The organism is Terasakiella pusilla DSM 6293 (genome assembly GCF_000688235.1).
GTDB lineage: Bacteria > Pseudomonadota > Alphaproteobacteria > Rhodospirillales > Terasakiellaceae > Terasakiella > Terasakiella pusilla.
This window is the reverse complement of record NZ_JHYO01000030.1, coordinates 1-18,930: the sequence shown is the minus strand read 5'-3', so window position 1 is coordinate 18,930 and position 18,930 is coordinate 1. Positions and strand designations below refer to the sequence as shown.

Here is an 18,930-nt window from a genome sequence, read left to right as displayed (position 1 = left end):
CTCCCTTTCCTATGCTTCTGCTTGCAGGCCTGCGTCGGTCTTTGCCGCCCATGCCCGCATTTTTTCAAGACCTGTCATGGATGCATCAACATAAGTGATGGCATCTGTCGGACAGGCTGTCGCACATTTCGGATCACCCCCACAGAGGTCACATTTCGCAACCTTGCCCGTATCCGGCACATAGTTGACCGTGCCAAACGGACAGGCGATAGTACAGACCTTACAGCCCACACAGGCACTGTCAGCCACAACCTTGGCCCCGGTTTCTGCGTCATAAGAAATGGCTTCCACTGGACAGGCCTGCAGGCACCATGCTTCGGCGCACTGGGTGCAGGTGTAAGGTACAAAACGACCTTCATCGTGGAATTTAAAGACTTTGATCCGTGACTTTGACGGATTGAAGGTGCCCGTATGTTCAAACGAACAGGCAACCTCGCATTGCAGACAGCCTGTGCACTTGTCTGCATTGATATTTAGCGCTTTTTGCATATTAGTCGTCCCTTTGTTTAAGACTCCCCAACAGACCCTGCCGTTTATTTTTTAGGCTTAAGATCAATCGGCTGGACAAAGCTTACCACAGAACATGCAACTTCCAAACGTCAAAGGCGAACAATATCCATAGTTTTTTAGCGGGAACATTCCTCTAACAAATAAACGACAGAACGGTAGGGAAAACCTGACTTTTCTGACAGTCCGATCTCGCAGGTGCGAGATGTGGAATAGCCTTCTGTCACCCCCTCCAGCGCGTCATTTAAATGACGCAGCGCATGGCTATTCAACTCTGGTGTGTTAAAGCCTTTATCCCCTGCAAAACCGCAGCACCCGACCTGATCAGGGATCACCACGTCCTCTGCGCATTGTTCGACCAGATGCTTAAGCTTTGCCTGCAAGTCCATCTTTTGTGTCGAACAGGTTGTGTGCAGTGCAACCTTACGCGCCACTTTTTTTAGGGACAATTTATCCAGAACCGCATCATGTAAAAATTCCGTGATATCCTGCACGCTCACCTTGGCATCCTGAAGTGTCTTCATCCGAAAAGCACAGGGCGAGGTATCAAACACAACCGGATATGTGCCGCCTTCTGTCGCCTCGATCAGGCGATCTTCCAACGTGCGCGCTTTTTGATCGGCGACCTCTGCCAGCCCTTTGCTGTCAAACGGTTGCCCACAACAGAGATCGTTTAGCCCCTCAGGAAAACGCACGCTAAAACCAGCGCGTTCCAGCACCTGCTGTGTGACCACGGGCAACGGTGTCTTTTGATCATCCGCGCGTGCGGCTCCCATGGTCCGGCTGGCACAGCTTGGCAGATAGACCACGATATTATCCCGACTGTGGGTATTTTCCGGCTTAAAGCGCACCCCATCCGGCATGGCAGGTGTCCAACGCGGCAAACGATCGCCCGACAGTTTGCGCGCCCCCTCCATCACGGTGCCCATCATTTTCGACCCCAGCACACCGTGTGCAAGGTTCGCGGCCTTTAAGCCCAGGGCGGTTGCGTTCATGGCGGTGCCGTAATGGTCTGCAAACCACTGGCCCAGCTTACCTGCACCGGTACTCAATTGGCGCCCCCGCAGCATCTTGATCAAGGCACCCGTCTCAATCCCCACCGGACAGGCCGTCGCGCACAAGCCACAGGCCGCGCAAGTCTCCATCCCCTGATAGTCATAAAGGTCACGCAAGCCCTTGGTGGTTTGGCCCAAGGCTTCGCGCCGCGAGATTTCGCGCCAGCCGACAATGCGTTGACGCGGCGACAGGGTCAGCCCTTTGGACGGGCATTTGGGTTCACAAAAACCACACTCGATACATTTATCCACCATCTCTTCCGACGCTGGCAAAGGCTTTAGGTTTTTAAGATGGACGTCTTTGTCGTCATTGATAATCACACCGGGGTTTAACAGCCCTTCGGGGTCAAACAGCGCCTTAATCTGCTGCATCAAGGCAAAGGCATCCGCGCCCCATTCCATCTCCACAAACGGGGCCATGTTGCGACCCGTGCCATGTTCGGCCTTTAATGATCCATCATATTTATGGACCACCATGTCACAGACGGCATCCATAAAGGCGGCATAGCGGTCAATCTCAGCTTGCGTGTTAAAGTCCTGCGTAAAGACGAAATGCAGGTTCCCTTCCAACGCATGCCCAAAGATAATGGCCTCGTCATACTGATACTTTTTAAACAGCTTGTGCAGGTCAACCACACCTGCTGCCAGATGCTCAATCGGGAAGGCCACATCTTCAATAATCACCGTTGTGCCTGTTTCGCGCATCGCCCCCACCAACGGGAACAAGCCTTTACGGATCCCCCAATAGCGTGCGCACACCGCTGGATCTTCGGAAAATTCAACCGGATGCACGGTCTCGATATGAGTAATCGATCCTGTCACCTGAGCGATCAAACCGCTGAGTTCGTCGTGCGTTTCTCCGCGCACCTCAATCAGCAGGGCTGTTGCGTCGGATGGTAAGTCTTTTAAAAAGTCTGGCATGCCCGCCTGACTTTCCACAGATTTCAAGCCCGCACGGTCCACCAATTCCACGGCGGCGACAGGGGCTTTCTTTAGGCATTGCACGGCTTTTGCCGCAATCTCACACGTCTCGAAATACACCATGGCAGATGCTTTAAAGGCATGTTCAATGCAGGTCTCAAACGTCACTTCGGCAATAAAGCCCAACGTCCCTTCAGATCCGATCATCAGATGTTGCAGGATGTCGACGGGGTCGGTGTAATCGATCAGGGCATTCAGGCTATAGCCCGTGGTATTTTTGATCTTAAATTTTTGCGCGATCCGCTCATGGAGAACCGTATTTTCCCGCGTGGCTTTGGCAAGTTGGTCAAGTTCACGCAACAACTCAGCATGGCTCTCACGAAAGGCAGCAACCGAAGCTGCATTGCCCGTATCCAACAAGGTGCCATCACGCAGGATCACGCGCATACTGGAAAGGGTGCGATAACTGTTTTGCGCGGTCCCACAGCACATGCCGGACGCGTTATTCGCCGCAATACCACCAATCTTCGCTGCGTTGATGGAGGCCGGATCGGGGCCGATCTTTTTCCCAAAGGCCGCGAGCTTGGCATTGGCCTGTCCACCGATCACCCCGGGCTGCAAGCTGACTTTGCTGTGATCCACTGAAAGCTGAAAGCCGTTCCAATTATCCCCCAACAGGGCCAGCACACTATCTGTCACCGCCTGACCGGACAAGCTGGTGCCTGCCGCACGAAAAGTCACAGGAGTTTTAAGGGCACGGCACTGCGTCAACAACTGTTGGATATCGTCTTCACTTTCCACAACGACGACGATTTTAGGGATCAAGCGATAAAAGCTGCCATCCGTACCATAAGCCAATGTGCGCAAAGGGTCCGTCACCAATCTTTCCTTGGGGAAAGTCCGGCTTAGTTTCTCTAACAATTGGTTATATGGCGCAGGCAACATATTCAACTTCCCCTAAATAACAGTCGATGAGGGAGTATAGCAGCTTGGCTCCTCACCTCACGACAAAGAATTGGTAGAAGCTATACCCAATACTGCTTAGGCAACCTGTCTAAAGTCAATTTTTTGCGCCAAATTTTCTTTTACCCTAAAGCCACAGCTTTCAGGCAGGAAGGGAAGATAATGGAACACCCCGCACAAATCGGTCACAACTCAAAGGATCGTAGCGTTCAGATCACCGTTCGCCTGTTCAATTCAGTCGCGATGAACTCACCGCACCTGCAGCCCAACTTGAACGAACCTACCCGGTCGGCACCACCATAGATCATGTGGTACGCGACCTTTCCCTACCGCGAAAAGACCTGTTTTTGATTCTGATTAACGGACGCGATATCTCCTCAGGTCGCGTCGGGGACCTCAACATCAGTCGGGAAATTGAAGACGGTGATATCGTCGCTTTTTCCGGCCCCGTCCCCTATAGCTATGGATACGGGGCCCCTGTGGTTTAATCGTAGCTGAGGTCCTGCGCCTTCCCACGGAAAATATAATAAGACAAAGCCGTGTAAGAAATCAGCACCGGAAAGACAATTGCCACCCCCCACAACATAATGGTCAAGGCTTCTGGCGAGGTAGATGCATCCAAAATCGTCATCTGATCCGGGATTACATACGGGAAAAAGCTATACGCCAACCCAACGAAACTGAGGATAAATAGCCCGATGGTCAAGGCCAGTGGCAAACCGCTTTTACGATCTTGTGGGCGTGGCGTTTTTTGCAAACTGATATAAAGCGCGATAACCAACACCGCCGATAGGATCGGTAACGGGGCGAGCCATATAATTTCAGGATAGCTGAACCATTTCTCCATAATGCGCGGGCTAAACAAGGGGGTCGCTGCCGAAATAGCCGTCAAGCCCACAACCGCGCCAAATAAATGACGCTTTGCCCAGACAACCGCCTTTTCCTGCAACTCGCCTTCACACTTCAAGATCAACCAGCACGCCCCGACCAGACAATAGGCCGAACATAAGACCAGCGCGATCAGGATGGAAAAGAGAAACGGCCCCAATCCGGTTGCAAACCCCAAGATATAACTGCCCAACATATAACCTTGTGCCAGTGTCGTCAGCAGCGAACCAAGGAAGAAAAAGCGGTTCCAGCGCGCTTTACGCTCCGCTGGGACTTTCGCACGAAAATCAAACGCAACCCCGCGAAAAATCAATCCAAAGATCATCAAGGCGACAGGCAAATAAAGCTCCGTCAAGATGATCCCGTGCGCCACCGGGAAAGCGACCAGCAAAATGCCAACCCCCAACACCAGCCATGTTTCATTGGCATCCCAAAAGGGACCGATGGAGGCAATCATACGGTCTTTATGGGCATCGCCTCTATTGATCGTCAACATGCCGACCCCAAGGTCATACCCATCCAACACCACATAAATCAACATGGTCAGCCCCATGAGCAGGGCGAACAGGTAAGGCAGCCAGTTTTGATCTGTCAAAAAATGGTCCATCATGTCTTTGCCCCCTGTGTTGTCACCGCATCATTGCCAAGGCTGGCTTTTTTCGCCAGATAGAAAATGGTTTTTACATATCCAAACCCAAGGAAAACGTAAATCGACAAGTAAACCAGCAAAGTGCCCAGCACCATTTCACCGCCAACAGGTCCGACTGCATCCTTGGTCAACAAGACACCTTGCACCAGCCACGGTTGACGCCCGATTTCCGTCACATACCAGCCTGCAAGGGTTGCGAACACCCCGGAAAAGGTCATGCCTGTCAGGCCGATCAGATACCAGTTTGGCATGGTCTGCTTCTTCCAAAGAAAATAACTGCCAAGCCATGCCGTCCCCAACATTAAAAAGCCCAGCCCCACCATAATGCGGAAACTGAAAAAGACGGGTTTCACAGGCGGGTGCACATCAAATTCCTTTAGCCCTTTGATCTCACCATCCAGACTATGGGTAACGATCAGGCTCGCAAGTGCCGGTATTTCAATCGAGAAATGGTTTTTCTGCGCGTCTTCATCAGGCCAGCCAAACAACACCAAGGGAGCACCTTTATGTGTCTCCCACGCGCCTTCCATCGCGGCCAGCTTTGCCGGTTGATGGGCCTTGGTGTTGATGCCATGTTCATGACCTGCCAGCACTTGCAAAGGCAACACGATAGACGCCAAGATCAAGCCGGTCTTGAGCGTCTTTTTGACACTTTCCGCCTGATCCCCTTTTAACAACCGATACGCCGACACGCCTGCCACCACAAAAGCAGCGGTCGCCGCAGACGCCAATAACATGTGGGTTAGTCGGTAGGGCATGGACGGGTTAAAGATCACGTCCATCCAACTGGTGACATGGGCCTGCAATTGACCTTGATCATTGGCGATCATTTCAAAACCAGCAGGGGTCTGCATCCAGCTATTGAGGGCCAAAATCCAAAATGCCGAGATGGTCGTCCCAACAGCCACCAGTAAGGTCGCCCCGGTATGAACCCAGCTCGGCACCTTACGAAAACCAAACAACATGATCCCCAAGAAGGTCGCTTCAAGGAAAAAGGCCGTCAAAATTTCATACGCCAACAAGGGGCCTGCGATATTGCCCACAGTTGCCATGTACCCCGGCCAGTTGGTGCCAAATTGGAACGACATGGTCAGGCCAGTGACGACCCCGATGGCAAAGCTAAGAGCAAAAACTTTCGTAAAAAAGAAATAAGCCTGCATCCAGACCGGATTGTCGGTGGCATTAAACCGCAGTTTAAAGAAAAGCAAAATCCAACCCAATGAGATCGTAATGGTCGGAAACATGATGTGGAAAGAAATATTTGCCGCAAACTGAATGCGCGACAATAAGGCGGGATCGAGTTCCATGCGTACCTCTGGCCTAACGGCTTCTCAAGCGATCATTAATGAAGGATGTATCCTATCCTTTTCAAAAGACAAGTGAGCTTTTTAGAAAACATCAAAAATCAAAATACATAAAATTTTATCAATTCGATTCGTACGGAAAAATACGTAACCCAGCATAAAATTGCCACTAAATGGATTAACCTTTAAGTTCCGCAATCACAAATATGCAAATTGAGAATAATTATAACCTTCAGGCCTTTACGGAGCTTTACATCAGTTCCAAACCAGTTAAATAAGCACCTTGGTTTAGCTGGCAAATTTTTTACGTCCTTCTTTAGTACTTATCCCTTATACTACCGGTTAGCCAAATTCGGTTTATTTCTATGTCAAACGACACTGACAGGAACGAGAAGCAATGGGTCGGAAACAGACCTCGCTTGAGGCAACTCAGAACTATAAGCTTCGCGCCAGCAAGTTGGACATAGACAATGTGAGGATTGTCTATGAGATACGATGGTAACGGCAATATGCCAGATTCAGAAATGGCACTGCACGGTAGCGCGGACCACGTAAACATACCGGACGGACTTGATCTTCAGTCCGCTGTTTTTGTGCGTGATGGCTCAGATCTTCTAATCAAAGATCCTGACGGTACCACCTATGTCTCAGATAACTATTTCCAAAATTCCCCTCTCGCCGACTTAACCCTTCCAGATGGCACCTCCATCACCAGCAACATTTTTGAAAACATGCCCGATACAAACGCAACCAACCAACTCGCACAGGCTCAAATTCCCGGCCTTGAAATCGCCTCCCCCAACCAACCGACAGCCCAGCTTGTCGGCGAACCGATCGGCACCGTCGATAATCTGGAAGGCAGTGTCAGCGTCACCCACGTGGACGGCACAACGGAACTTCTTAATGTCGGGGACAAGGTTTATCAAGGGGACGTACTCGTGACGGAGACCGGATCCGGCGTGGGCATCACCCTTGCCGATACGTCCGTCTTTTCCCTTGGTGAAGAAGGCGAGTTGGTCCTGGATGAACTGGTTTATGATCCCGGTACGCAGGAAGGCAGCGCTGTCATCTCGTTGGTGGAAGGAACGGCAAGTTTCATCAGTGGACAAATCGCCAAGATCAATCCGGATGCCGTCAGCATCACCACCCCTGTTGCGACCATCGGCATCCGCGGCACCAAGGTCTTTGTGGAATATGTCGACGGCGAATTTAAAGCCGTCAACCTGATTGAAACCACCCTAAACGGCGAACAACCGGGCGAAATTGTCATTTATGACACCAGTGGCACCCCCATTGGATCTACCAACATTGCAAATGTGGGCTGGAGCTGGGATCAAAACACAGGCGGTCTGCCCGCCCGTATCGAATTTACCCCAAGTCAGCTTGAAACACTGACACGTGATGCCCTTCGCAACCTGCCCCAAAGCCTGATCGAAAAAGCCGTCGAGGCCCGCGAGCTGGAACAAGCCCTGTCTGAAGCTGCGAAAATCGCCGAAGCGGAAGCTGCCGCCGCCACCGAAGATGCCCAAGCAGCAGCAGAACAAGCTGCCCTCGCTAAAGAACAAGCCCGCCTTGCCCAACTGGAAGCCGAACGCCTGCTGGCAGAAGCCCAAGGCGACGAAACGTTACTTGATGAAGCCCTAAAAGCCCAACGCTTAGCTGAACTGGAACATCAACAAGCGCTGGAAGCCGAACAACTGGCCCTGCAGGCACTGGCCGAGGCCGAACGCGCCCAAGAAGCTGAGCGCCTTGCCCGTGAAGCCGCACGCCAAGCACATGAAGAATCCCTCGCCGCCTTGCAAAAAGCAACCGAGTATAACGGTTATAGCGCGAACACAAATGACCCGAATAAAGAAGAAACCGATACGGCCAGCAACCAAAATTACAATAACGATGATAACGTTACTGTAAATGACGGCAATGACACTAATAACACCAACGACTATACCAATATCAACACCGGCGGTTCACCCTCCGGTACCGGCACCGACACCACAGTTGGCGACACACCACCCCAGTCAGATGATGACGATACCCCTCCAAACGACCTAGGCACAGATCCTACCCCCGTCGAAGTCTCTTACAACGGGGTCGCTGTTGACGGCTATCTGCAAAATGCCAAAGTCTTTGTTGATTTTAATAAAGACGGCGTCCTTGATCCTAATGAGGAATATACCGTTACCCTAACTGATGAAAACGGCAACTTCACCCTCAGTGTTGATATACCCGCATCAGAAACCGATTACATCATTTCCGTTGTTGGCGGGACAGATAAATCCACAGGCGAAGCCTTCTATGGCTCCCTGCAAGCCCCGTTAAGCGGTGGCGCCAGTGTTATCTCGCCCCTGACCACCCTCATGGCAAACGGTGTAAGCGAAAGCCAGTTAAAGGCGATATTTGGGCTAGATGAAAGTATCAACCTGCTAGAAGATGACCCGGTTGCCCTTGCGACAAGTGGAAGCAACACCACCATCTATTCTGAGCTAGCGGCTGTCGGCGTGCAAATTCAAAACATCATTATTCAGGCTGGCTATATCCTGGAAGGGGCCTCGACGGATCTCGACAGTTCCGATGCGGCGAAAGAGATCTTCAAAACCATCGCTGAGAAAATCATTGCTGCCGACAATGATCCTCAAGTCACCTTTGACCTGAGCGACCCTTACGACCTGAAATCCGTCATTACAGACACTGCTAACCAGATTACGGCAAACACTGGCGTTGTCATCGACACCAGTAAAGTCACCGATAACGTGGATGCCGCTGCCGCACAGATCAGTCAGTCCAATAGTAAAATTGATGCTGCCATTGACGCAGGGAAAACGGGCGATGATCTGTTTGCCGTCACATCACAAACCCAACGTGAAGCAACCGATTTTGCTGAAACGGCTAAAAACGCGATCGAAAATGACCAACTGGTTGAGGATATCAACTACACTCCGATCCCCGATGCGGACGTGACCCTTTCAACCGACGAAGATACACCGATTGAAATCACGCTCAGCCAGTTGCTCGGGAATGCTTCTGATCCTGACAATGATCCCATGACCATTGAAAACCTGATCATTCTATCCGGTGGCGGCTCTGTCCAACTCATGCAAGGCGAGTCCAGAGAACCAGCATGGTATTATGTGCCGGACGATAACTACAATGGTGACGTCGTCTTCTCTTATGACATTTCTGACGGGAATACGTCCAAAAGCACAACCGCAACCCTAACGGTCAATCCCGTGAATGACGCACCTGATGTCGGGGGGGCCGAGCTGCCATCTGGCACAGAAGGCACTGACTATATCATCACAGAAAGCCAGCTCCTGTCCAACGCCAGTGATATTGACGGCGACAGCCTGAGTATTGAAAGCATCATCAGCAATGATATTGTCACCGTAACAGCGACAACGGATGATCCCGAAACCGGCGAAAGGCGCTGGATCATTAACTCCAGCGAAGACGGTGGTCAAAGCATTACCTTTAGCGTCACCGACGGAACAGACAGCACATCCGCATCTGCTTGGATTTACTTTAGTGATGCGAACAACAGTCTGACGGATGATGCCGCAAGCGTTGTGGAAGGTGACAGCCTGACCATCGATGTCCTCGCCAACGATACCCTCCTTGATGGCGGCACAATTACGGGCATCTTTGGGGAATATATCGGCGATATCTCCATTGTCGACAACCAGATCGTCTACACCGCAGATGATGATTACAGCGGGGAAGATACCTTCTCCTACATCGTCACAGACGACGATGGGGCAACCACAACCGCCACCGTCACTATGACAGTCACACCCGATGCAGACGCCCCAAACCTGACTTTATCCTTAGGTACAGGGTCGGCCAAAACCATCGAAGGCGGGACACAAGTGACGATCACCGTCGATAACGCCACGCAAACGGGCAATGGCTATACTGTCACCGGCGTGTCCCAACAAACACCGACGGAAACGGTAGATAACGTCGCCCTGCAGACCGATGATAAAGACCCCATCGGCTTTGGTGTCAGTGGTGCAACCTCCGGCGATACAAAGGAAATTGGTCACGATGGCTTCAAAGAACTGTTAGTGATCGACTTTGACAACCCGATAACGTCAGTAAATGTCGCTTTCTCATGGCTCGCACAAAGTGAGACAGCAGCCTATGCTTTATATAAAGGTGATCAGCTTGTAGGTGTCGGGACCAAAGACGGCCTCACAGACAAGATTGATCCGGCCTATACCATCACAGCGGATGACAACGTAAGTTTTGACCGTATCGTCTTTTCCGCGGATTCAAAAGACGATGACTTCTTGATTAACTCTGTCACCTTCGAAAAACCGACCGCATCGGCAAACTATGTTGATATCCCGGTTAATTTGGATGCCAGCACTGCCGACAGTGATGGATCAGAATCTTTGTCTGACGTCACCCTGTCCGGTATCCCCGATGGTGTCATCCTGTTGGTTGATAACGAGTCCTATTCTGTCACGGACGGCACGGCAATCCTGTCTGGCAAAAGTCTGGAAAGTATCACCTTGCGTGTGCCAGAGGATCAGGACAACTTCGACCTGACGGCCTCTGTTACCTCCACCGATGGGCAGGATACAGCAACCACAACACAAACCGTCAATGTGCCTGAATATACCTTTGACTATTACGGGGATGACATCATTGCCATCCAGTCTGGCAACCTGACAATTGATGGTGGTGAAGGATATGATACGCTGTTGATTGAAGCAGGTTTCGACCCTGATCTGATCAATGATAATCTGACCCTTAGCTCCATTGAAAAAATCGATTTATTAAGCGACCTGTCCGCAAACGATCTTATCCTGTCTGGCGACAGCGTGAGGGACATGACCGACGAAAACCATCTGACCATCACCATCGGTGATAATGACAGCCTGACATTCGCAGATTCAGAGCTATGGGAAATCAGCCAATCCGGCGAAGGCTACACGACCTACAGTTACAACAATGGCGAGTCAACGGCGCATGTACAGGTCCGATCAGGCACATATATTGATCCGGCCTAAGCTCAGTGAATTAATTTAACCCGGCTTGTTTTGTCTTCAAACTTGCCCATTTATATAAACTTGATTACCTTCTTGGAAACGATCAAAGTAATATAAGTGGGCAGACATGACCAACGCGCCATTGCACAGCCTAAGTTTGCAAAATAGCCCTTTTCTTGTGCAAGCTCTTGACAGTCTTGACCAAGGGATCTGTATTTTTGACAAAGACCTGACCTTGGCGTATGTCAATCAGACCTTCCGCGATCTGTACGACTACCCGCCCGATCTCGTCCAACCCGGACTGGCCTTTGCCGCCCTAGTTGAATATAACATTGACCGGGAAGAATACGGTCCCGGCGATAAAGCTGCCCGATTACAAGAACGCCTTGATGATGCTCGCAACATAAAGGCCCGCACCTTCCTGCGTAAACGTCCCAACGGTCAAGTCCTGTCCATCACCGATACACCGCTGGCTGAAGGCGGTTTCATGTCCACCTACCGCGATGTCACCGAAGCCCATCAAGCCAAGGTCGACCTGCAGGACAAAGACCAGGAATTTAAAAGCTTTCTCGAACTCAGCCCTGTCGGGGCTATGCTGGTGAATATGGACGGGACACTCCGTTTTATTAACTCCCGCATGATCGAAATGTTCGGCTACGATAAAGACGACATGCAGTCAATCCACACCACGGACTTTTACTTCGACATCAATGACCGCAGTTTTTTTATCAAGACTCTCAAGGCTGCCAATACAACGTCCACCTTCCATTTTTGGGGAAAGCGCAAAGATGGGAGCGCCTTTCCCGTTCTTGTCACCTCCCGAATTATCAAGCTTAAAGAAAAAGAACGCATTTTCAGTTGGGTCCACGACCTGACAAAACTGCGCAAAGCCGAAGCCCAGATCGAAAAGCTCAGCAGACATAATGAATTGATCCTCAGCTCCGCCGGTGCTGGTATCCTTGAAGTGAACGAAGATAATCTGATTGAATATATCAATCCGGCCGCCGCCCGCCTGCTGGGGTTTGATGCAACGGAACTGGTCCAAACCCCTTTCAGCGACCTCATGCTGGACAAAACGGACGCTCTCGACCTGTTACACTCCACCAAAGCCAGTGGAGAAACTGAAATGGTCACAAAATCCGGTCTTCCCCTCCCCGTCAAATATAACGTCAACAACATTGAAGATAACACGGGTCGCAATCATAAAGTGATCGTCTTTGATGACATCACCGACCGTGTCGCTGCCGAAGCTGCCTTGCATCAGGCCATTAACGATATTGAAAAAACAAGCCGTGCCAAATCACGGTTCCTGTCAATCATGAGCCATGAACTGCGCACTCCGCTCAACGCGATTTTAGGCTTTGCCCAAATCCTGAAGCAAAACCGCACAGATAATCTGAACGATCAACAGCTCACCTTTATTGATCATATGTTTAAAGCAGGGGACCACTTGCTCAAACTGGTGAACGAGGCAATCGATATATCTGCAATCGAAAACGGGCAAATTACCCTATCCCTGCAAACCATCGATTTACGTGACATTATTGATAATTGCATTCAATTGACCCAATCCCATGCGGACGAAAAGAACATCTCCATCACGTTTGAGACCACATCTGAAACACCGCTTTACATCATTGTGGATCACGCCAGACTACAACAAATTGTCCTGCATCTGCTATCAAATGCGGTAAAATACAATAAAGACAACGGCCGCATCTTTATCCTGTGTGAAGAAGCGCCCCATCAGCGCGCCCGCTTGCGGGTACGCGATACCGGGCGCGGCATTTCCCAATCTGAAGGCAAACGGGTCTTTGAACCCTTCAACCGCCTGAGTGTCCATACAGAAGGGATAGAAGGCACGGGCCTTGGACTGACGTTGTCGAAACACCTCTGTGATTTAATGGGCGGTGAGATCGGCTTTAGCAGTATTGAGGACGAAGGCAGCGAGTTCTGGATCGAATTTCCCCTGACCGATGAAAGCACTCCTCTTCTTGTTCCCTCCCTAAATAGGCGCAAAAGTTAAATTAATCAGCACATTGCCTAAATCAAAAGTAGTGAAAAATCTCATAAAGTTCTTTGTCAAACAGAATAGAGATATGCTAAAAACATGTTAACCTTGTGAAAGTTGACTATGGCGGGGAGCCTAATAATGGCTGTTGACGTAAAAATACTAAAAGAATCACGCATACTTGTCGTTGACGACAACCCCTCAAATGTTTTGTTGCTGGAAGCCTTGCTCCAGCAGGAAGATTATCACAACGTTTCCAGCACCACCGACCCGACGCAGGTAAAGCCACTTCATCAGGAAAATGAATATGACCTGATTTTGCTGGATATCCAGATGCCACGCCTCAACGGTTTTCAGGTCATGGAACAATTGAAGGAACTGCACGACGCAGATGACTATCTGCCCGTCCTCGTCCTGACCGCCCAAACGGATATGGAAACACGTTTGCGCTCCCTTGATCTCGGTGCGCGTGATTTCGTCACCAAACCCTTTCAACATGCCGAAGTGCTGCAACGTATCCATAATTCACTGGAAATCCGTTACCTCTATAAACAGCAGAAAGACTACAGTCACCTGTTGGAAGAAAAAGTCAACGAAGCCACTGCAGAATTACGCAAATCCCAGCTTGATATCATCCGCTGTCTGGGGCGCGCAGGCGAATATCGCGACAACGAAACCGGCGAACATGTCATCCGCATGTCCAAAAGCTGTCAGGCCCTGGCCTTGGCAGCAGGTTTCTCGGCGCGCCGTGCAGAACTGATCCTGTACGCCAGCCCCATGCATGATGTGGGTAAAATCGGCATCCCCGATAATATTCTCCTCAAGCCCGGTAAACTCACACCGGAAGAATGGGAAACAATGCAAAGCCATGCTAAGTTGGGTGCCGATATTCTGGCGGATAACGAGTCTGAAATGGTTCAGCTGGCCCGCACCATTGCGCTAAGCCACCATGAAAAATGGGACGGCAGCGGCTACCCCAATGGCTTAAAAGGTGAAGACATCCCCATCGAAGGTCGCATCGCTGCCATCTGTGATGTGTTTGATGCGCTCACCTCATGGCGCCCATATAAAAACGCATGGTCGATTGACGAAGCTATCGAATACATTAAAGACAATGCGGGGTCCCACTTTGACCCAAAGCTTGTGCCCATCTTCCTTGAAATTCTGCCGCAGGTCCTGTCGATCCGTGAACAGCACCAAGATCAGCTGGAAACCGACGAAAGCGCCCATTCGTGAAGCAAGAACAAGCCGAGATTATCGCCCTTCAAGGGATCACCTATATCGGTGCCCATGACTATTGCCTAAACGCCCTCATGGCGCAAAGCGGTATGGGGGTAGATGATCTCAAAGAACAAATCGGTGACCCGGCCTTTCTTGCAGGGATATTGGACTTTCTGCTCTCAGACGAAGGGAGCCTGCTGGATTTCTGCGAGGAAATTAAAATCGCCCCGGAAGATGTCATCCGCGCGCGCCGCGCGCTACCCGGTGGGGAGAACCTCTGGGACGGATAACGATAAACGAAAAAGGGGAGCCGTCTGGTTCCCCTTTCTTTTATGAGCTTTTAAAGCACGTTTTCCAACTCATCAATAAAGCCGGAAATCACTTTCAAGCCGCGCTTCCAGAAGTCAGGATCGGATGCATCCAGACCAAAAGGTGCCAGCAGTTCCTTATGACGTTTGGTGCCGCCCGCGCTTAACATATCCAGATACTTCTGTTGGAAACCTTCATGACCGTTTTGGAACACATCATACAGGGAATTCACCAGACAATCGCCAAAGGCATAGGCGTAGACATAAAACGGCGTATGGATAAAGTGCGGAATATAGGCCCAGTAATGCTGATATTCCTCATCAAAACGGAAGGCAGAGCCTAGGCTTTCGCTCTGAACCTCCATCCAGATTTCGCCCAGACGTTCAGCGGTAAGTTCACCTTTTTTACGCTCGTCATGCACACGGCGTTCAAAATCACAGAAAGCCACCTGACGCACAACCGTGTTGAGCATATCTTCGACTTTGCCTGCCAACATGATGCGGCGGCGTTTCTCATCGGTTTCGTTATCCAGCATGGAACGGAAGGTCAGCATTTCCCCAAAAACAGAAGCTGTTTCTGCCAAGGTCAGCGGCGTGTCAGCCATCAAGGCCCCTTGTTTTGCCGCCAAGACCTGATGCACCCCATGGCCCAGTTCGTGCGCCAAGGTCATGACGTCACGTGTTTTGCCATGATAGTTCAGCAAAACATAAGGGTGTGCAGAGGGTGTCACCGGATGGGCAAACGCACCGCTGTCCTTACCTGCACGCGGAGGGACATCAATCCAGCTTTCCTCAAAGAAGCGTTTGGCAATATCAGCCATATTGCCATCAAACGCGCCGTAGGCTTTCAACACGGTTTCTTGTGCTTCCGACCACGGGATTTGGCGATCATCATCTTCCGGCAGGGGGGCGTTGCGGTCCCAATAATCCATTTGATCCACGCCAAACCACTTGGCCTTTAGCGCATAATAACGGTGAGACAAATCCCCATAGGACTCTTTCACCGACGTGATCAGCGCGTCCACCACTTCGTCTTCCACAAGGTTCGACAGGTTACGTGCCGAAATTGGACGTTCCAGCCCACGCCATTGATCTTCCGTCGCTTTGTCTTTTGCCAAGGTGTTGGTGATCAGGGAGAACAAACGGATATTATCCCCCAAGACCTTGCCGAAAGATTTTGCGGCTTCTTTACGAACCGCCCCATCACTGGAAGACATTTTATCGAGGATTTCAGAATTCGTAACCTCTTCCCCCTGAAAGGGAAAACGCAAGCCCGCCATGGTTTCATCGAACAGGCGGTTCCAGGCACGTTTGCCGCTGACGGATTTTTCCATCAACAGCTTTTCCATCTCGTCGCTTAGTTGGTAAGGGCGATGGACGCGCACATCCATGATCCAAGAACGATACGCCCCAGCCGCCTCGTCTTTCAACAGGTCTTCCAGAACCGCATCATCTAACTTGTTGATCTCCAACGTATAAAACAGGATCAAGCTGGACAGGTTGGTGATCTCTTCCTGCATATTTTGGTAAAACTGGGCGATTTTGCCATCCGTATTGTCCCCCGCATACAGCAATTGTGCATAGCTCACAATGCGGCCGAGCACATCTTCCAGCGCCTCAAAATCTTTTAAGGACTGTGCAAAATTTTTACCGTCCAGTTCAGCCAGTTTCCCTTGATAGGTGGCCGCAAAACTTTCCGCCATCGCGCGACCTTTTTGCAGATCGGCTTTCAGATCTTCGCCGTCCGGTGCGCTGTAAAGGTGCGTCAAATCCCATGTAGGGAGGTTTTCTGCTGATTGTGTTGTCATTTTTTATCTTTTCACTTTGCTGATTAAACAGGTTTGAGGCTAGAATTGTCCGTTCAACACAATGATGTCAACCGCGTTAAGGGAAATCTAATGGCAGAAAATCTTGTGACCATGTTTTTCGATCAGGCAGAGCGATTGGGGACAAAACCCTTTCTCTGGCAGAAAGTTGATGGCAACTATCAATCGATCAACTGGCAAGATGCTGCCTCCACGGTCATTTCCCTCGCCTGTGCGTTACAGGAAAAAGGCGTCAATAAAGGCGACCGTGTTGTTCTTGTCTCCGAAAACAGATCAGAATGGGCGTTGGCTGACCTCGCCATCATGGCGGCGGGTGCCATTACGGTGCCGACCTACACAACCAATACATTGAGCGATCATAAGCATATCCTCAACAACTCGCAGGCCAAAGCGGCGATTGTGTCCACCCAGCGCCTTGCCCGCCAGCTTTTGCCCGCAACCCACGAAGCCTCTGACATTGAATTTGTTTTGTCTGTTGAACCCCTTGACCTACGCCAGGAACTGTCCCATCCGGTCTATCAATGGGATGAGCTGATCGCCTCAGCCACAACGACAGGCAATCAAATCGTTGAAACCGCGCGCGAGATCAGCCGCGATGAGGCCGCCTGCGTCATCTATACTTCCGGCACAGGTGGCACGCCCAAGGGGGTATTGCTGCCCCATCGTTCCATCCTTCACAACTGCTTCGGCGCAAAAAAGGTACTGGAAGATATCGGGCTGGATGACGAAGTTTTTCTCTCTTTCCTGCCCCTTTCGCATTCTTATGAACATACAGCCGGCTTGATGTGGCCCATAATGTTGGGGGCGCAGATTTACTATGCCGAAGGGGCCGACAAACTGGTCAATAACATGGCGGAATGTCATCCAACCCTCATGACCGCTGTTCCGCGCCTTTATGAAATGATGCGGCTGCGTATCCTCAATGGTGTGGAAAAAGCAGGCGGCCTGAAAGCCAAAATGTTTTATAAAACCGTGGAACTGGGCAGCAAAGCCCATCTGGGGGAACCGCTTGGTCTGATAGGCACGATCCAGAACAAGTTGCTGGATATACTTGTGCGTCGCAAGGTGAAACAACGCTTCGGTGGTCGCCTGAAAGCCATGGTGTCTGGCGGTGGTCCGTTAAATACAGAAGTCGGCCTGTTCTTCCAAGGGCTAGGGATTGATATCTTTCAAGGCTATGGTCAAACGGAAAGCGGACCAGTCATCAGCGTTAACTCCCCCAAACAAATCAAAATGCATACCGTTGGCCCCGCCCTTGCGAATACCGAGATCAAAATTGCCTCTGACGGGGAGATTTTGGTGCGCGGTGACTTGGTGATGCTGGGGTACTGGCACAATAAAAAAGCCACTGACGAAGCCATCAAGGATGGATGGTTACATACGGGTGATATCGGATTTCTGGATGACGATGGGTATCTGCAAATTACCGATCGTAAAAAAGATATCATCGTCAATTCCGGTGGTGACAATATTTCCCCGCAACGGATTGAAGGCTTCCTCAGTCTGGAACCGGAAATCGCACAATCCATGGTCTTTGGTGACCAACGCCCTCACCTTGTCGCCCTGATCGTGCCGGATGAAGAATTTTGCCAGAATTGGGCACAGGCACGCGACTTGCCTGCCGACTATGCCGAAATTGTCAAAAACCCGGACTTTATAAAAGACATCAACAAAGCGGTTAGTCGGGTCAACAGCCACCTGTCCAACATTGAAAAAGTGCGCAAATTCGTGCTGACATCCGATCCCTTCACCATCGAAAACGAGCAAATGACGCCGACCCTTAAAATCCGTCGGCACATCATCAAAGCTCAATATGGTGAGAAATTACGCAGCCTCTATCACTAAAACGTCTTTTTTAAGACCTCAGGAGAAATTTGCGCTACATTTATGTAAATAAATTAGCTATACAATTATGTATAATCATCCCAAACGGGACATACATAGGCATGGTGGCGTAGCCCCCAAAAAGTGATCCACACGAAATGTTAGTTTTTCTGGCTTATTCAAATCCATGGATAAGGAGAAAAGACATGGGAAAACTGAAACGACCAACGCCTGAGCAGATCATCACGAAGCTTCGAGAAGCCGAGGTTATCATTGCCCAAGGCAATACGATTGCTATCGCAGCTCGCAAAATCGGTGTGACTGAACAGACCTATTATCGTTGGCGCAACCAATATGGCGGCATGAAAACGTCTCAGGCCAAAAAGATGAAAGCTTTAGAACAGGAAAACGCCCGCTTGAAGAAAGCGGTTGCGGAACTAACGCTGGACAAGCTTATTCTCA

12 protein-coding genes are annotated in these 18,930 nt (G+C 50.5%); 7 read left to right on the top strand and 5 right to left on the bottom strand.

Translation table 11 applies throughout. The features are described from left to right. Positions 1 to 9 precede the first annotated feature (9 nt). Entirely contained in the window at positions 10 to 489 is a 480-nt protein-coding gene (locus Q397_RS0116660) for a 4Fe-4S dicluster domain-containing protein (RefSeq protein WP_028880381.1), read from the bottom strand. A 137-nt stretch (positions 490 to 626) separates the two neighbouring features. After that, positions 627 to 3,428: an FAD-binding and (Fe-S)-binding domain-containing protein gene (locus tag Q397_RS0116655; protein WP_028880380.1), complete on the bottom strand. Its 2,802-nt coding sequence runs from the start codon at positions 3,426 to 3,428 to the stop codon at positions 627 to 629. 365 nt (positions 3,429 to 3,793) lie between these two features. Here Q397_RS0116655 and Q397_RS25065 point away from each other — a divergent pair, with 365 nt between their 5' ends. Then, positions 3,794 to 3,934 (top strand): hypothetical protein, encoded by a 141-nt coding sequence (locus tag Q397_RS25065; RefSeq protein WP_156950758.1) that lies wholly within the window; start codon positions 3,794 to 3,796, stop codon positions 3,932 to 3,934. Here Q397_RS25065 and Q397_RS0116645 read toward each other — a convergent pair. Continuing rightward, the gene (locus Q397_RS0116645) at positions 3,931 to 4,944 is read right to left on the bottom strand and encodes a cytochrome d ubiquinol oxidase subunit II (protein ID WP_240475097.1); all 1,014 of its coding nucleotides are present in this window, start codon (positions 4,942 to 4,944) and stop codon (positions 3,931 to 3,933) included. The two genes, Q397_RS25065 and Q397_RS0116645, sit on opposite strands and share 4 nt — an antisense overlap. Beyond that, a complete protein-coding gene (locus Q397_RS0116640) occupies positions 4,941 to 6,290 on the bottom strand; it encodes a cytochrome ubiquinol oxidase subunit I (protein ID WP_028880378.1) in 1,350 nt (449 codons plus the stop codon). Before Q397_RS0116640 ends, Q397_RS0116645 begins: the two co-directional genes overlap by 4 nt. Before the next feature lie 482 nt (positions 6,291 to 6,772). On the opposite strand from Q397_RS0116640, the gene Q397_RS0116630 reads away from it, so the two are divergent. The 4 genes from Q397_RS0116630 to Q397_RS0116615 all read left to right on the top strand — a co-directional run bounded on the left by Q397_RS0116630 (position 6,773) and on the right by Q397_RS0116615 (position 14,800). After that, on the top strand, positions 6,773 to 11,299 hold the full coding sequence (locus tag Q397_RS0116630; protein ID WP_028880377.1) for a cadherin-like domain-containing protein: 4,527 nt from the start codon (positions 6,773 to 6,775) through the stop codon (positions 11,297 to 11,299). A gap of 106 nt (positions 11,300 to 11,405) precedes the next feature. After that, entirely contained in the window at positions 11,406 to 13,304 is a 1,899-nt protein-coding gene (locus tag Q397_RS24425; protein WP_028880376.1) for a PAS-domain containing protein, read from the top strand. A gap of 126 nt (positions 13,305 to 13,430) precedes the next feature. After that, positions 13,431 to 14,525 (top strand): HD domain-containing phosphohydrolase, encoded by a 1,095-nt coding sequence (locus Q397_RS0116620; RefSeq protein WP_028880375.1) that lies wholly within the window; start codon positions 13,431 to 13,433, stop codon positions 14,523 to 14,525. Next, positions 14,522 to 14,800: a DUF3572 domain-containing protein gene (locus Q397_RS0116615; protein ID WP_028880374.1), complete on the top strand. Its 279-nt coding sequence runs from the start codon at positions 14,522 to 14,524 to the stop codon at positions 14,798 to 14,800. The genes Q397_RS0116620 and Q397_RS0116615 overlap by 4 nt, the downstream gene beginning before the upstream one ends. Before the next feature lie 50 nt (positions 14,801 to 14,850). Here the strand turns inward: Q397_RS0116615 and Q397_RS0116610 are convergent, their stop codons facing one another. Further along, the gene (locus Q397_RS0116610; RefSeq protein WP_028880373.1) at positions 14,851 to 16,626 is read right to left on the bottom strand and encodes a M3 family oligoendopeptidase; all 1,776 of its coding nucleotides are present in this window, start codon (positions 16,624 to 16,626) and stop codon (positions 14,851 to 14,853) included. A gap of 90 nt (positions 16,627 to 16,716) precedes the next feature. On the opposite strand from Q397_RS0116610, the gene Q397_RS0116605 reads away from it, so the two are divergent. Further along, positions 16,717 to 18,489: an AMP-dependent synthetase/ligase gene (locus Q397_RS0116605; protein ID WP_028880372.1), complete on the top strand. Its 1,773-nt coding sequence runs from the start codon at positions 16,717 to 16,719 to the stop codon at positions 18,487 to 18,489. 185 nt (positions 18,490 to 18,674) lie between these two features. Then, positions 18,675 to 18,930: transposase (locus tag Q397_RS0116600; protein ID WP_028880371.1), on the top strand; the 256-nt coding region annotated here is incomplete at its 3' end.

Excerpts from the sequence above, each read along its gene's own strand:
- Q397_RS0116660 (WP_028880381.1), bottom strand. The coding sequence starts at position 489 with ATGCAAAAAGCGCTAAATATCAATGCAGACAAGTGCACAGGCTGTCTG.
- Q397_RS0116655 (WP_028880380.1), bottom strand. The coding sequence starts at position 3,428 with ATGTTGCCTGCGCCATATAACCAATTGTTAGAGAAACTAAGCCGGACT.
- Q397_RS0116645 (WP_240475097.1), bottom strand. The coding sequence starts at position 4,944 with ATGATGGACCATTTTTTGACAGATCAAAACTGGCTGCCTTACCTGTTC.
- Q397_RS0116640 (WP_028880378.1), bottom strand. The coding sequence starts at position 6,290 with ATGGAACTCGATCCCGCCTTATTGTCGCGCATTCAGTTTGCGGCAAAT.
- Q397_RS0116630 (WP_028880377.1), top strand. The coding sequence starts at position 6,773 with ATGAGATACGATGGTAACGGCAATATGCCAGATTCAGAAATGGCACTG.
- Q397_RS24425 (WP_028880376.1), top strand. The coding sequence starts at position 11,406 with ATGACCAACGCGCCATTGCACAGCCTAAGTTTGCAAAATAGCCCTTTT.
- Q397_RS0116620 (WP_028880375.1), top strand. The coding sequence starts at position 13,431 with ATGGCTGTTGACGTAAAAATACTAAAAGAATCACGCATACTTGTCGTT.
- Q397_RS0116610 (WP_028880373.1), bottom strand. The coding sequence starts at position 16,626 with ATGACAACACAATCAGCAGAAAACCTCCCTACATGGGATTTGACGCAC.
- Q397_RS0116605 (WP_028880372.1), top strand. The coding sequence starts at position 16,717 with ATGGCAGAAAATCTTGTGACCATGTTTTTCGATCAGGCAGAGCGATTG.